General features: G+C 60.3%; 12 protein-coding genes. 3 read left to right on the forward strand and 9 right to left on the reverse strand.

Annotated features, from left to right (window positions below; translation table 11 throughout):
* Positions 1 to 448: 448 nt before the first annotated feature.
* The 8 genes from sucD to sdhC all read right to left on the reverse strand — a co-directional run bounded on the left by sucD (position 449) and on the right by sdhC (position 10,028).
* Positions 449 to 1,321, reverse strand: coding sequence for a succinate--CoA ligase subunit alpha (gene sucD, locus J9893_RS12190; RefSeq protein WP_005300222.1), 873 nt, complete (start codon positions 1,319 to 1,321; stop codon positions 449 to 451).
* On the reverse strand, positions 1,321 to 2,487 hold the full coding sequence (gene sucC / locus J9893_RS12195) for an ADP-forming succinate--CoA ligase subunit beta (protein WP_005300220.1): 1,167 nt from the start codon (positions 2,485 to 2,487) through the stop codon (positions 1,321 to 1,323). Before sucC ends, sucD begins: the two co-directional genes overlap by 1 nt.
* A 106-nt stretch (positions 2,488 to 2,593) precedes the next feature.
* Positions 2,594 to 3,787 (reverse strand): 2-oxoglutarate dehydrogenase complex dihydrolipoyllysine-residue succinyltransferase, encoded by a 1,194-nt coding sequence (odhB, locus tag J9893_RS12200; protein ID WP_210600547.1) that lies wholly within the window; start codon positions 3,785 to 3,787, stop codon positions 2,594 to 2,596.
* Between the two features lie 86 nt (positions 3,788 to 3,873).
* A complete protein-coding gene (gene sucA, locus J9893_RS12205; protein ID WP_069785453.1) occupies positions 3,874 to 6,684 on the reverse strand; it encodes a 2-oxoglutarate dehydrogenase E1 component in 2,811 nt (936 codons plus the stop codon).
* Between the two features lie 114 nt (positions 6,685 to 6,798).
* On the reverse strand, positions 6,799 to 7,515 hold the full coding sequence (locus J9893_RS12210) for a succinate dehydrogenase iron-sulfur subunit (protein ID WP_010674497.1): 717 nt from the start codon (positions 7,513 to 7,515) through the stop codon (positions 6,799 to 6,801).
* Positions 7,516 to 7,532: 17 nt separating this feature from the next.
* A complete protein-coding gene (sdhA, locus tag J9893_RS12215) occupies positions 7,533 to 9,299 on the reverse strand; it encodes a succinate dehydrogenase flavoprotein subunit (RefSeq protein ID WP_029314421.1) in 1,767 nt (588 codons plus the stop codon).
* Position 9,300: 1 nt separating this feature from the next.
* The gene (gene sdhD / locus J9893_RS12220; protein ID WP_010674495.1) at positions 9,301 to 9,645 is read right to left on the reverse strand and encodes a succinate dehydrogenase, hydrophobic membrane anchor protein; all 345 of its coding nucleotides are present in this window, start codon (positions 9,643 to 9,645) and stop codon (positions 9,301 to 9,303) included.
* Positions 9,639 to 10,028: a succinate dehydrogenase cytochrome b556 subunit gene (gene sdhC, locus J9893_RS12225; protein WP_210600548.1), complete on the reverse strand. Its 390-nt coding sequence runs from the start codon at positions 10,026 to 10,028 to the stop codon at positions 9,639 to 9,641. The genes sdhD and sdhC overlap by 7 nt, the downstream gene beginning before the upstream one ends.
* Before the next feature lie 423 nt (positions 10,029 to 10,451).
* Between sdhC and J9893_RS12230 the strand changes: the two genes are divergently transcribed.
* The 3 genes from J9893_RS12230 (at position 10,452) to J9893_RS12240 (ending at position 12,768) form a co-directional block, all read left to right on the forward strand.
* A complete protein-coding gene (locus J9893_RS12230; protein ID WP_010674492.1) occupies positions 10,452 to 11,738 on the forward strand; it encodes a citrate synthase in 1,287 nt (428 codons plus the stop codon).
* Between the two features lie 93 nt (positions 11,739 to 11,831).
* Positions 11,832 to 12,146 carry a DUF4377 domain-containing protein gene (locus J9893_RS12235; RefSeq protein WP_201997503.1) on the forward strand — a complete coding sequence of 105 codons (315 nt, stop codon included), beginning with the start codon at positions 11,832 to 11,834 and terminating at the stop codon, positions 12,144 to 12,146.
* A gap of 97 nt (positions 12,147 to 12,243) precedes the next feature.
* Complete coding sequence (locus tag J9893_RS12240) at positions 12,244 to 12,768, forward strand: GNAT family N-acetyltransferase (RefSeq protein WP_201997502.1); 525 nt, start codon at positions 12,244 to 12,246, stop codon at positions 12,766 to 12,768.
* A gap of 62 nt (positions 12,769 to 12,830) precedes the next feature.
* On the opposite strand, the gene fabB is transcribed toward J9893_RS12240, so the two are convergent.
* Positions 12,831 to 14,042: a beta-ketoacyl-ACP synthase I gene (gene fabB, locus J9893_RS12245; protein WP_029314417.1), complete on the reverse strand. Its 1,212-nt coding sequence runs from the start codon at positions 14,040 to 14,042 to the stop codon at positions 12,831 to 12,833.
* Between the last annotated feature and the right edge of the window lie 49 nt (positions 14,043 to 14,091).

Below are 14,091 nucleotides of genomic sequence, written 5' to 3' on the forward strand. Positions count from 1 at the left end.
GGCGATGTTATTCACGCTGGCCAACCTGTTTCGGGCGGACCAAATGATACGTCAGTGGGAGAGATCTCACTAAAAACTGGGAATAACGCCTTAAATGGCGAAGAAACGGTCTAAATAGGCTGATTCAAGGCATTTACGGGAGAAAAAAATCGGCTCAAACATGAAGAAATGAAATGACTGAGTCAGCCGAGAAGAATTTCCCCGCTTATTCGCACCTTCCCTAGAAGAAAGGCCAACAACTAATCTCTTAGTTAAATCATATGGCACGTAGCACCTTCCTGTTTTTCGATAGATTTCACTTTAATCTAGTTCATGCATCTTGCATTGATAGTTGACTTGAATCAAACCATAGGCAATTGCTTTTACTAGATGGCGCTCAGTAATCTGTTGCCATAAAAAAGCCGCCCATCGGGCGGCATTTTTATCAGAGATAACGGACCGAAAGAACTTACCAGCCGGTTACTTCACGCAGGGCCTTGCCGATATCGGCCAAGGAGCGCACGGTTTTCACACCGGCATCTTCCAGGGCGGCAAATTTCTCGGCCGCGGTGCCTTTGCCACCGGCGATGATGGCGCCCGCATGACCCATGCGCTTGCCAGCCGGGGCGGTGACACCCGCGATGTAGGAGACCACCGGCTTGGTTACGTGAGCCTTGATGTAGGCCGCCGCGTCTTCCTCGGCGTTGCCGCCGATCTCGCCGATCATCACGATGGCTTCGGTCTGCGGGTCATTCTGGAACATCTCCAGAATGTCGATGAAGTTGGAACCCGGGATGGGGTCGCCACCGATACCGACGCAGGTGGACTGGCCGAAGCCCTCGTCCGTGGTCTGCTTGACCGCTTCATAGGTCAGAGTGCCGGAGCGCGAGACGATGCCCACCTTGCCCGGCTTGTGGATGTGGCCCGGCATGATGCCAATCTTGCACTCACCCGGGGTGATGACACCCGGGCAGTTGGGGCCGATCATCCGCACGCCGGTTTCCTGCAGCTTCACCTTGACGTCCAGCATGTCCAGGGTCGGGATGCCTTCGGTGATGGTGACGATGAGCTTGATGCCGGCATCGATGGCTTCCAGGATGGCGTCCTTGCAGAACGGGGCCGGGACATAGATGACGGAGGCGGTGGCGCCGGTGGCTTCCACGGCGTCACGGACGGTGTTGAACACCGGCAGGCCCAGGTGAGTGGTGCCACCCTTGCCCGGGGACACGCCGCCGACCATCTGGGTACCGTAGGCAATGGCCTGTTCGGAGTGGAAGGTACCCTGACCGCCGGTGAAGCCCTGGCAGATCACCTTGGTGTCTTTGTTGATCAGAACGCTCATTATTTGGCCTCCGCTGCTTTTACCACTTGCTGAGCTGCGTCAGTCAGACTCGTTGCGGCGATGATATTGAGGCCGCTGTCGGCCAGTTTACGGGCACCCAGTTCGGCGTTGTTGCCTTCCAGACGCACCACCACGGGCACTTTCACACCCACTTCCTTGACGGCACCGATGATGCCTTCCGCGATCATGTCGCAGCGCACGATGCCACCGAAGATGTTGACCAGCACGGCTTGTACCTTGCTGTCGGAGAGGATGATCTTGAAGGCCTCGGTCACGCGCTCCTTGGTGGCGCCGCCGCCGACGTCCAGGAAGTTGGCCGGTGAACCGCCGTGCAGGTTGACGATGTCCATGGTGCCCATGGCCAGGCCCGCGCCGTTGACCATGCAGCCGATGTTGCCATCGAGGGCCACATAGTTCAGCTCCCACTGGGCGGCGTGCGCTTCGCGGGGGTCATCTTGGGACGGATCGTGCATCTCGCGCAGTTTGGGCTGACGGTACAGGGCGTTGGCGTCGATGTTGATCTTGCCGTCCAGGCAGTGCAGGTTGCCCTTGTCGGTGATGACCAGGGGGTTGATCTCCAGCAGGGCGAAGTCGCAGTCCAGGAACATCTGGCCCAGGCCCATGAAGATCTTGGTGAACTGCTTGATCTGATCGCCGACCAGACCCAGCTTGAAGGCCAGCTCGCGGGCCTGGTAGGGCTGCGGGCCTACCAGGGGATCGATGGCAGCCTTGTGAATGAGTTCCGGGGTTTCGTGGGCGACTTTCTCAATCTCCACGCCACCTTCGGTGGAAGCCATGAAGACCACGCGGCGAGAGCCACGGTCGACCACGGCGCCCAGGTACAGTTCCTTGGCGATGTCGGTGCAGGACTCCACCAGGATCTTGGTAACCGGCTGACCATTGGCGTCAGTCTGATAGGTCACCAGATTCTTGCCGAGCCAGTTCTGGGCGAAGGCGCGGATCTCGTCCTTGCTCTTGGCCAGCTTGACGCCGCCCGCCTTGCCGCGGCCACCGGCGTGGACCTGGCACTTGACGACCCAGGTGTTGCCGCCAATCTTGTCGGCCGCTTCGGCCGCTTCCTGCGGGGTAGCACAGGCATAACCTTCGGAGACCGGCAGGCCATACTCGGCAAACAGCTGTTTTGCCTGATATTCATGCAGATTCATAGATGCTCTATCCGTGTTGTAGGTATTTCCGTCCGGGGCTCGTGTTTCTCAATCCCCTGTGAATGGGGGCCTGGGCGGCCCCTCGTTATCTTTCAGTCACGCTTGCTCAGACATCCAGCAGCAGACGGGTCGGGTCTTCCAGGAGCTCCTTGATGGAGACCAGGAAGCCCACGGACTCGCGGCCGTCGATGATGCGGTGATCGTAGGAGAGCGCCAGGTACATCATCGGCAGGATCTCGACCTTGCCGTCGACGGCCATGGGGCGGTCCTGGATCTTGTGCATGCCCAGAATGGCACTCTGGGGCGGGTTGATGATGGGGGTGGACATCAGGGAGCCGAACACGCCACCGTTGGTGATGGTGAAGTTGCCGCCGGTCAGTTCATCCACGGTCAGCTTGCCGTCACGGCCCTTGCCGGCCAGGTCTTTGATGGCCTTCTCGATGTCCGCCAGGCTCATGTTGTCGCAGTCGCGCAGCACCGGGGTCACCAGACCACGGGGGGTGGAGACGGCGATGCTGACGTCGAAGTAGTTGTGGTAGACGATGTCGTCACCGTCCAGCGCTGCGTTCACTTCCGGGTAGCGCTTGAGGGATTCGACCACGGCCTTCACATAGAAGGACATGAAGCCGAGCTTGATGCCGTGCTTCTTCTCGAAGATCTCGCCGTACTGCTTGCGCAGCTTCATGATGGGCGCCATGTTGATCTCGTTGAAAGTAGTCAGCATGGCGGTGGTGTTCTTGGCCTCCAGCAGACGCTCGGCGATGCGCTTGCGCAGACGGGTCATGGGCACACGCTTCTCGGTGCGACCGGCCAGCGGCGCGACCGGTGCGGCAGCCACGGGAGCGGCAGCAGTCGGTGCAGCCACAGAAGCCTTGCCCAGATTCTTGATAAAGGCTTCCACGTCTTCCTTGGTGACACGACCACCCTTGCCGGTGCCGGTCAGCTTGGCGACGTCGATGTCGTGTTCGGCCACCATGCGGCGCACGGAAGGGCTCAGGCCATCGGCAGCGTCATCGGCCACGGCTTCCATCGGCTTTTCGCTGGTCGCTTCACCAGCAACGGGGGTCGGCTTGAGCATGGCGATCAGCTGGCGGGAGAGCACGGTGGCCCCTTCGCTCTGCAGGATGTCGCCCAGTACGCCGGCTTCCGGCGCGGGCACTTCCAGCACGACTTTATCGGTTTCGATGTCAACCAGCACTTCGTCACGGGCAACCAGATCACCCGGTTTCTTGTGCCAGGTCGCGATGGTGGCATCCGCCACTGATTCCGGCAGGTCCGGTACCTTGATCTCGATAGTCATGTAATCAGTTCCTTGTTACTTCTTGGCCAGCAGGCTTGTTCCAGGTCAGAGAGGGTCCCGACACGGGCCCTCTCATCCACAACTCGTTATTCCAGGGTAAGGGCGTCTTCCACCAGGGCTTTTTGCTGCTTGGCGTGGACGGACATGTAACCGACAGCCGGTGAGGCCGAGGCCGGGCGACCGGCATAACGCAGACGGGCATGGCTTGGCAGCACGCTGTCGTAGTGATGACGGGTGCTGTACCAGGCGCCCTGGTTCTGCGGCTCTTCCTGACACCAGACGAAGTCGGTGACATGGCTGTAATCGGCCAGGATGGCGCGCACTTCCTCTTCCGGGAAGGGGTAGAGCTGCTCGATCCGTACCAGGGCCACGTCCTGCTGCTCGGCCTTGCGACGGGCATCGAGCAGGTCGTAGTAAACCTTGCCGGAGCAGAAGACCACGCGCTTGACGCCTTTGGGATCCAGCGCATCGATTTCGCCGATGGCGTTCTGGAAGGTGCCCTCTGCCAGCTCTTCGAGCTTGCTCACCGCCAGCGGGTGGCGCAGCAGGGATTTGGGCGTCATCACGATGAGCGGACGGCGCATGGGGCGCACCACCTGGCGACGCAGCATGTGGAACACCTGCGCCGGGGTGGAGGGCACGCACACCTGCATGTTGTGCTGGGCGCACATCTGCAGGTAACGCTCCAGACGGGCAGAGGAGTGCTCCGGGCCCTGGCCCTCGTAACCGTGGGGCAGCAGCATGGTCAGGCCGCACATCCGGCCCCACTTCTGCTCGCCGGAGGAGAGGAACTGGTCCACCACCACCTGGGCGCAGTTGGCGAAGTCACCGAACTGGGCTTCCCAGATGGTGAGACCGGCCGGCTCCGCGCTGGCGTAGCCATATTCAAACGCCAGTACCGCGTTCTCGGTCAGCACGGAGTCGTACACCTCGAACGGGCCCTGCTCGTCGTGCAGGTTGCACAGCGGGGTGTAGGTGCTGGCATCGGTCTGGCTGTGCAGCACGGCGTGGCGATGGAAGAAGGTACCGCGGCCGGAGTCTTCCCCGGTAAAGCGAATGCGGGATCCCTTGTCCACCAGGGTGGCGTAGGCCAGAGTCTCGGCAAAGCCCCAGTCCACCAGCTTCTCACCGGCGGCCATCAGGCGACGGTCTTCGTAGATCTTCTCGACCTGACGTTGCAGCACATGGGTCGCCGGGTATTGGCTGATGCGCTCGCCCAGGGCCTTCAGATGATCCATGGGCACAGTGCTGTCATAGGCCATGGCCCAGTCGTGACCCAGATAAGGGGTCCAGTCCACGGAGTGCAGCTCCATGGGGCGCCACTCCTTGCTCACCCGCTCGCCCCGATCCAGGGTATCGCGATAGTCGTTGACTAGCGTGGTGGCCAGCTCCGGTGCGATGGCTCCTTCGGCGATCAGCTGATCGGCGTAGATCTTGCGCGGAGTCGGGTGCTGCTTGATCTTCTGATACATCAGGGGCTGGGTCGCGCTCGGCTCGTCGGCCTCGTTGTGACCGTGACGACGGTAGCAGACCAGCTCGATCACCACATCGCGCTTGAAGGTGTTGCGGTAATCCAGGGCAATTTGGGTCACCAGCACCACGGCTTCCGGGTCATCCCCGTTGACGTGCAGCACAGGGGCCTGCACCGCCTTGGCGATGTCGGTGCAATATTCGGTGGAGCGCAGGTCACGGATATAGGAGGTGGTGAAGCCCACCTGGTTGTTGATGACGATGCGCACCGTGCCGCCCACGCCATAGGCACGGGTCTGGGACATGTTGAAGGTCTCGGCAACAACCCCCTGCCCCGCGATGGCGGAGTCACCGTGGATGGTGATGGGCAGGACGCTGGAGCCGTCCTTGTCACCGCGACGGTCCATACGGGCACGCACCGAGCCGATGACCACGGGGTTGACGATCTCGAGGTGCGACGGGTTGAAGGCGAGCGCCAGGTGGACGTTGCCGCCCGGGGTGGCGAAGTCGGAGGAGAAGCCCATGTGGTACTTCACGTCCCCTGTTCCCCAGGATTCGCCGTGCTTGCCGGCGAACTCGTCGAACAGGTCCTGGGCGCGCTTGCCCAGCACGTTGATGAGCACGTTGAGGCGACCGCGGTGGGCCATGCCGATGACGGCTTCCTTGCAACCCTGCTCACCGGCGCGGCGAATAAGCTCTTTGAGCATGGGCACCATGGCATCGCCCCCTTCCAGGGAGAAACGCTTGGCCCCCGGGAACTTGGCACCCAGGTATTTTTCCAGCCCTTCGGCGGCGGTCAGGCTCTCGAGGAAGCGGGTCTTCTCTTCGAGGGTATAGTTGCCCGTCCCTTCGATGGATTCCAGCCTGTCTTGCAGCCAGCGCTTCTCCTCGGTGGAGGTGAGGTGCATGTAGTCGGCGCCGATGCTGCCGCAATAGGTTTTCTTCAGCGAGGCATACAGATCGGAGAGGACCATGGTCTCGCGACCGATGGCGTAGGAGCCCACATTGAAGGTGGCCTCCATGTCTGCACCTTGCAGGTTGTGGAAGGCCGGGTCCAGCTCGGCGACCGGCTCGCGCTGCCACAGACCCAGGGGGTCCAGGTTGGCGTTCTGGTGACCGCGGAAGCGGAAGGCGTTGATCAGTTGCAGTACGCGAACCTGCTTGGCATCCACCTGGGGATCGGAGACGGGAGCGCTGTAACGGGAGGAGTCCTTGGCCAGGCGGCGGAAATAGTCGCGAACCTGGGAGTGGGGTTGTTCTACTGCATGTCCGTTGACCTGGGGCAGCGACTGGAACAGGCTGCGCCATTCGTCGGCAACGGAGTCGGGGTTTTCCAGGAAGGATTCGTACAAATCCTCAATGTAGCTTGCATTCGCACCAGCCAGGTGAGATGACTCCAACCAGGCCTTCATCACGCCGTTATGCATTTCTATCCCTTGTACATCTTGTTCGCTGCACTGCAGCTTGTAGGGTCATAGCCATCCCGGGGCGGGATGGCTATCCAGAGGTCGGGCCCGGCGCAAGGCGCCCTGGCCCCGATACTACACGGCTCGGTTGAGCAACATCGACTTGATCTGACCGATGGCCTTGGTCGGGTTCAAGCCCTTGGGACAGACGTTCACGCAGTTCATGATGCCGTGGCAGCGGAACACGCTGAAGGCGTCATCCAGGTTGCCCAGTCGCTCACTGGCCGCAGTATCGCGGCTGTCCGCCAGCCAGCGATAGGCGGCGAGCAGGCCGGCCGGACCGATGAACTTGTCCGGGTTCCACCAGAAGGAGGGGCAAGAGGTGGAGCAGCAGGCACAGAGTATGCACTCGTACAGGCCATCCAGCTTGGCGCGCTCTTCGGGGGATTGCAGGTGCTCACGCACGGGCGGCAGTTTTTCGTCGTTGATGAGGAAGGGTTTGACCTTCTCCCACTGGGTGTAGAACTGGGTCATGTCGATCACCAGATCCCGGATCACCGGCAGACCGGGCAAGGGCCGAATGACGACCTTGCTGCCCTTCTTCAAGAGATCGGAGAGCGGCGTGATGCAGGCCAGACCGTTCTTGCCATTCATGTTGAGACCGTCAGATCCACATACCCCTTCGCGGCAGGAGCGGCGGAAGGCGAGCGTGGGATCCAGCTCCTTGAGCTGGATCAGTGCGTCGAGCACCATCATGTCGGAACCTTCAGGAATATCAAGACGATAATCCTTCATATACGGGACGTTATCAACGTCCGGATTGTATCTGTAGACAGAGAATGTGACGTTCATTGTGCTTGGCTCCGCAATCAGTAAGTCCGGACCTTGGGCGGGAACGCCTCACGGGTCTTGGGTGACATGTTGACAGCGCGACGGGTCATGGACTCGGTGTCCGGATGATAGAGGCTGTGGCACAGCCAGCTCTCATCGTCACGCTCCGGGAAGTCGAAGCGGCTGTGGGCGCCACGACTCTCGGTACGGAAGTTCGCCGCCACCGCGGTGGCATAGGCGGTCTCCATCAGGTTGTCCAGCTCCAGGCACTCGATGCGCTGGGTATTGAACTCCTTGGAGGTGTCGTCCAGACGGGCGTTCTTGAGACGCTCGCGGATGAGTTTCAGCTCGGCCAGCCCTTCTGCCATGGCATCCCCTTCCCGGAACACGGAGAAGTTGTTCTGCATGCAGCGCTGCAGGTCCTTGCGGATCTGGGCCGGGTCTTCCCCGTCACGGTTGTTTTCCCAGCGGTTGAAGCGCTCCAGTGCCTTGGCGATGTCGGCGTCGGTGGCTTCCACGCCGTGCTCCATCGAGCCAAGGGTCTCCACCAGGTGCATGCCGGCAGCACGACCGAACACCACCAGATCCAGCAGGGAGTTGCCGCCCAGACGGTTGGCACCGTGCACGGAGACGCAGGCGATCTCGCCCACCGCGAACAGACCGACCACCGGCACGTCATTGCCATCCTTGTCCTGGGTCAGGCACTGGCCGTTCACGCTGGTCGGCACGCCGCCCATCATGTAGTGGCAGGTCGGGATGATGGGGATGGGCTCTTTGACCGGATCCACGTGGGCGAAGGTGCGAGAGAGCTCGCAGATGCCCGGCAGGCGGGATTCCAACACCTCTTTGCCCAGATGATCCAGCTTGAGCTTGATGTGCGGGCCCCAGGGACCGTCACAGCCACGGCCTTCGCGGATCTCGATCATGATGGAACGGGCCACCACGTCGCGACCGGCCAGATCCTTGGCGTTTGGCGCATAACGCTCCATGAAGCGCTCGCCGTCCTTGTTCAGCAGGTAGCCGCCTTCACCACGGCAACCCTCGGTCACCAGTACCCCTGCCCCGGCAATACCGGTGGGGTGGAACTGCCAGAACTCCATGTCCTGCACGCCGACCCCGGCGCGCAGCGCCATGCCGACGCCGTCACCGGTGTTGATGTGGGCGTTGGTGGTGGACTGATAGATGCGACCAGCGCCGCCGGTGGCGAGCACGGTGGCCTTGGCCTTGAAGTAGACGACTTCGCCGCTCTCCATGTCGATGGCGGTACAGCCGACGATATGGCCATCCTGGTTCTTCACCAGATCCAGGGCATACCACTCGGAGAAGACGGTGGTCTTGTTCTTGACGTTTTGTTGATACAGGGTGTGCAGCAGGGCGTGACCGGTACGGTCGGCTGCCGCCGCAGTGCGGGCAGCCTGCTCGCCGCCGAAGTTCTTGGACTGACCGCCGAACGGACGCTGGTAGACGGTACCGTTGTCAAAGCGGGAGAAAGGCAAGCCCATGTTCTCCAGCTCATAGATGGCCTCGGGGCCGGTCTTGCACATGTATTCGATGGCTTCCTGATCACCGATATAATCGGAGCCCTTGACGGTGTCATACATGTGCCACTGCCAGTTGTCGTCGTGGGCATTGCCCAGGGCGACCGTGATCCCGCCCTGGGCGGAGACCGTGTGGGAACGGGTCGGGAAAACCTTGGATAACAGGGCGCAGCTCTTGCCGGACTGGGCAATCTGCAGCGCGGCGCGCATGCCGGCACCACCGGCACCGATCACGACCGCATCAAATTCACGAGTTGGAATAGTCACCTTACACACCCCACAGCACGACGAAACCAGTCATCACATAGACAAACAGCACCACCACCAGCACAAACTGCAGCGCACCGCGCAGTCCGACCGGCTTGATATAGTCGGTCAGCACCTGCCACAGACCGATCCAGGCGTGGATCAAGACGCATACGAGCGTCAGCAGGGTGAAGACCTTGGTGAAGGTGTTGGAGAAGAAGCCGGTCCACACCTCGTAGGTGATGTCGTTGAACGCGACAAAGCCAACCAGATAGAGGACGTAGCACGTCATGATGAGGGCGGTGGCGCGGATCAGGATGTAATCATGAACACCGCTGCGCCCGAAAGTTGCAGAATTGGTTACCATAACAGTACCCCCGCCAATACCGCCAAAACCGCGGTGATCACGAAGGCCACACGGGCACTCTGATTACCGGATTCCAGCTCTTCCCAATAGCCCATGTCCATGACCAGGTGCCGCAGACCGCCCACGATGTGGTAAGCCAGCGCGGTCAGGATCCCCCACAGCACGAACTTGACCAGGAAGTTGTCCATGATGGCAACGACCGATTCAAATCCTTCGGGAGAGGCGAGTGAAGTACCAAGCATCCACAGCAAGATGGCCAATGCCACAAAGGTGATGACCCCTGAGACACGATGCAAGATGGAAGCGATGGCGGTGACAGGAAAGCTGATCGTCTGTAGGTCGAGGTTTACAGGTCTCTGTTTGTTTTTCACGGCTTTGCCCACTCAGCTCCATTGAGCACGTTAGTTATTGTTTTCACACGCTTTGAGGGCGAGGAGTGGCATTTGTTAGGTTTTTGTTACCAAAACAACTCAGGAAAGCCAAAAATAACATTTTCGATATCACATCTGGCTTTGCGAAAGCGTTTCAAACACCGACGACCATCACCCACGTGGCGCAGTATATCGGCGGCCTTAACCAATGACAATCAAATAGCTACACAGAAAATCCAAAACCGTAAACCAGATCTCACAACAGCTTTAACAAGTCATTAATGAACATCCAGCAAAATTGACAAAGACATGGTTCTCTGGTTCAAATAAGGCGCTCCAGCCGCCGTGGTACGGGTAAGAACCTTTGCCAGCGTCATAACAGTCGTAATAAAGTAGGGCTGGAACCAAATTATAAAAGAGCAAAGGAGACGTGCTATGGCTGATAAGATAGCCACCCTACATCTGCCCGGAAAAGAGCCGGTTGAACTGCCGATCCTCTCCGGTACCGTTGGACCCGATGTGATCGATGTCAGAAAGCTGGGCACGCAAGGATATTTCACCTTCGACCCCGGCTTCATGGCCACCGGTTCTTGCAAATCTTCCATCACCTACATCGATGGCGACCAGGGTGTCTTGCTGCACCGCGGTTACCCCATCGCCCAGTTGGCCACCCAGGCCAGCTACCTCGAAGTCTGCTACATCCTGCTGTACGGCGAGGCCCCCACCAAGACCCAATATGCGGAATTTGAACGTCTGGTCACCCGCCACACCATGGTGCACGAGCAGATCGCCTTCTTCTTCCGCGGCTTCCGCCGCGACGCCCACCCCATGGCCGTCATGTGCGGCGTGGTCAGCGCGCTGTCCGCCTTCTATCACGACGCCCTCGACATCAACAACGAGGAGCATCGCGAGATCTGTGCCTTCCGTCTGCTCTCCAAGATGCCGACCCTGGCCGCCATGTGTTACAAGTACTCCATCGGCCAGCCCTTCATGCAACCGCGCAACGCCCTCTCCTATGCAGGCAACTTCCTGCACATGATGTTTGGCGTGCCGACCGAAGAGTACAAGGTCAACCCCATCGTCGAGCGCGCCATGGACCGCATCTTCACCCTGCATGCGGATCATGAGCAAAACGCCTCCACCTCCACCGTGCGTCTGGCCGGTTCTTCCGGTGCCAACCCGTTTGCCTGTATCGCCGCGGGGATCGCCTCACTGTGGGGCCCGGCCCACGGCGGTGCCAACGAAGCCTGCCTCAAGATGCTCGAAGAGATTGGCTCCGTGGATCGCATTCCCGAGTACATCGGCCGCGCCAAGGACAAGAACGATCCGTTCCGTCTGATGGGCTTCGGCCACCGGGTCTACAAGAACCACGATCCCCGTGCCACCGTGATGCGCGAAACCTGCCACGAGGTGCTTACCGAGCTGCAGATCAAAGATCCGCTGCTGGACGTGGCCATGGAGCTGGAGCGCATCGCGCTGTCCGACCCCTACTTCATCGAGAAGAAGCTCTACCCGAACGTGGACTTCTACTCCGGCATCATCATGAAGGCCATCGGCATCCCCATGTCCATGTTCACCGTGATCTTCGCCATTTCCCGTACCATCGGCTGGATTGCCCACTGGAACGAGATGCACTCGGACCCGGATCAGAAGATCGGCCGTCCCCGTCAGCTCTACACCGGTCAGCCCCTGCGCGAGTTCGTGCCCCTCGATCAGCGCTGAGCCCGATCTGTCATGGTTTGTTACAAAGGCGGTCATTGACCGCCTTTTCTTTTGCAGGTTTAATCGCGCCCTTTTACGCCAAGGACACTCATCATGAAATCTCCCCTGCTCCTCAGCTCCGCCCTCCTGCTCAGCGCCTGCCAGAGCGCCCCGACTACCGAAACCCTCTATATCCAGGACAAGTTGGCAGACTGCGTCGGTGTCGCCCCCATGAAGTGCATGCAGGTACGCAGTCAGCCGGGCGAGAACTGGAGCCTCTTCTATCAGCAGATCGAGGGCTTCACCTTCGAGCCGGGCTACCGCTACCAGCTGGAAGTGACCAAGGAGCAACTTACCGATGTGCCGGCCGATGCCCCTTCCTTGCGCTACCAGCTGATCAAGGTCGTGAGCAAGGAGCCGGTTCGCTGACGAGTCGCTGACAGGTGACCCGGTTTCGTTTGTGTGTTCTCTGGGGTATGCTGTCACCCCTTTTTGCCACGGTTTGAGTACGGACCCGACCCGCATCATGATCACGATCCGCACCATCCGCACGCCAGACTGGCCCGCCATCATGGCCATCCAGCACGAGTGTTATCACCAGTTCCAACCCGAGCCCCTCGAAGTGATGCAGAACAAAACCGAGCTGGCCCCCGCCTCCTGCTGGGTGGCCGAGCGTCAGGGCAAAGTGCTGGGTTACCTGCTCTGCCACCCCTGGCGTGCCCACCAGCCCCCGCCCCTCTCGGTGCCGATGAAGGCGCTGGCCGGTCACGACGAGTTCTATCTGCACGATCTCGCTGTCTCGAGCAAGGCACGCGGCCTGGGTGTCGGACAGCGGCTGCTGGCAAGGGCGCTCGCTTTCGCGAGCCATGCTGGATATCGCCATGCAGGCCTGGTGGCGGTTCAGGATGCCCCCGCCTTCTGGCGCAAGCAGGGGTTTGTGCCCGCCGACACCGGCAAATCGCTGGTGGAGTATGGTGACGGGGCGGTCTATATGCGGTTGCCCCTGGCAGACAACGGTCCAGAACCGAGAACCATCAGCAGAGTTCAATAAAAAGAGTTCAATAAAAAAGGCGCCTTTCGGCGCCTTTTTCTATGTCGTCAATCCGGTGAGCATCAAGCCTTGAACTTGCTGAACACCAGAGAGGCGTTGGTACCGCCAAAGCCGAAGCTGTTGGACATGACGGTATTGAGGTCGGCCGCTTCGTATTCACGCACGATGGGCAGGCCCACGGCTTTCTCGTCCAGATTCTCGATGTTGATGCTGGGGGCGATGAAGCCGTGTTCCATCATCAGCAGGGAGTAGACGGCCTCGTGCACGCCGGCGGCGCCCAGAGCATGGCCGGTCATCGCCTTGGTGGCGGAGAGCTTGGGTGCATTGCTGCCAAACAGGGTCTGAATGGCTTCCAGCTCCTTGGTGTCACCGACCGGAGTGGAGGTACCGTGGGTGTTGATGTAATCCACCTTGCCGACCCCCTGCATCGCCATCTTCATGCAACGCACGGCGCCTTCACCGCTCGGGGCCACCATGTCGTAGCCGTCGGAGGTCGCACCGTAACCGGTGATTTCGGCGTAGATGTGGGCACCACGGGCCAGGGCGTGTTCCAGCTCCTCGACCACCAGGATGCCGCCGCCACCGGAGATGACGAAGCCGTCGCGGTCCGCATCATAGGTGCGGGACGCTTTTTCCGGGTTGTCGTTGTACTTGGTGGAGAGCGCGCCCATGGCGTCGAACTGGATGGTGGAAGACCAGTCCAGCTCCTCGCCGCCACCGGCAAAGATGATGTCCTGCTTGCCAAGCTGGATCAGTTCCAAGGCATGACCGATGCAGTGGGCAGAGGTCGCACAGGCGGAGCTGATGGTGTAGTTGACACCCTTGATCTTGAATGGGGTAGCAAGACAGGCGGAGGTGGTGGAGGACATGGTACGCGGCACCATGTAGGGACCCACCCGCTTGACGCCCTTTTCACGGGCGATATCGGCAGACTCGGAGGTGTTCTTGCCGGAGGCGCCGCCGGAACCGGTCACGATGCCGGTACGCTCGTTGGAGACCATCTCTTCCGGCAGGCCGGCATCTTCGATGGCCTGCTGCATGGAGAGGTAGGCGTAGGCCGCGGCGTCACCCATGAAACGCATGACTTTACGGTCGATCAGTTCAGACGGATCGAGTTTGATGTTACCCCAGACACGGCTGCGCAGGTTGTACTGCTCGAACTGCTCGGAATAGGTGATGCCGGATTTACCTGCTTTCAGGGAGGCCAGCACCTCTTCCTTGTTGTTGCCGATACTGGAGATGACGCCGATACCGGTGATCACTGCTCTTCTCATTAATTCATCTCGTCTGGAAAAACTGGCACCGAGTCTACCCGCTTTCGGC

The sequence above is a fragment of the Aeromonas sp. MaB10011B genome, assembly GCF_017939325.1.
GTDB classification, from domain to species: domain Bacteria; phylum Pseudomonadota; class Gammaproteobacteria; order Enterobacterales; family Aeromonadaceae; genus Aeromonas; species Aeromonas caviae.

Coding starts and splice junctions, on each gene's coding strand:
- J9893_RS12240 (WP_201997502.1), top strand. CDS start 12,244: ATGATCACGATCCGCACCATCCGCACGCCAGACTGGCCCGCCATCATG.
- fabB (WP_029314417.1), bottom strand. CDS start 14,042: ATGAGAAGAGCAGTGATCACCGGTATCGGCGTCATCTCCAGTATCGGC.
- sdhD (WP_010674495.1), bottom strand. CDS start 9,645: ATGGTAACCAATTCTGCAACTTTCGGGCGCAGCGGTGTTCATGATTAC.
- sucC (WP_005300220.1), bottom strand. CDS start 2,487: ATGAATCTGCATGAATATCAGGCAAAACAGCTGTTTGCCGAGTATGGC.
- sucD (WP_005300222.1), bottom strand. CDS start 1,321: ATGAGCGTTCTGATCAACAAAGACACCAAGGTGATCTGCCAGGGCTTC.
- J9893_RS12230 (WP_010674492.1), top strand. CDS start 10,452: ATGGCTGATAAGATAGCCACCCTACATCTGCCCGGAAAAGAGCCGGTT.
- sucA (WP_069785453.1), bottom strand. CDS start 6,684: ATGCATAACGGCGTGATGAAGGCCTGGTTGGAGTCATCTCACCTGGCT.
- J9893_RS12210 (WP_010674497.1), bottom strand. CDS start 7,515: ATGAACGTCACATTCTCTGTCTACAGATACAATCCGGACGTTGATAAC.
- J9893_RS12235 (WP_201997503.1), top strand. CDS start 11,832: ATGAAATCTCCCCTGCTCCTCAGCTCCGCCCTCCTGCTCAGCGCCTGC.
- odhB (WP_210600547.1), bottom strand. CDS start 3,787: ATGACTATCGAGATCAAGGTACCGGACCTGCCGGAATCAGTGGCGGAT.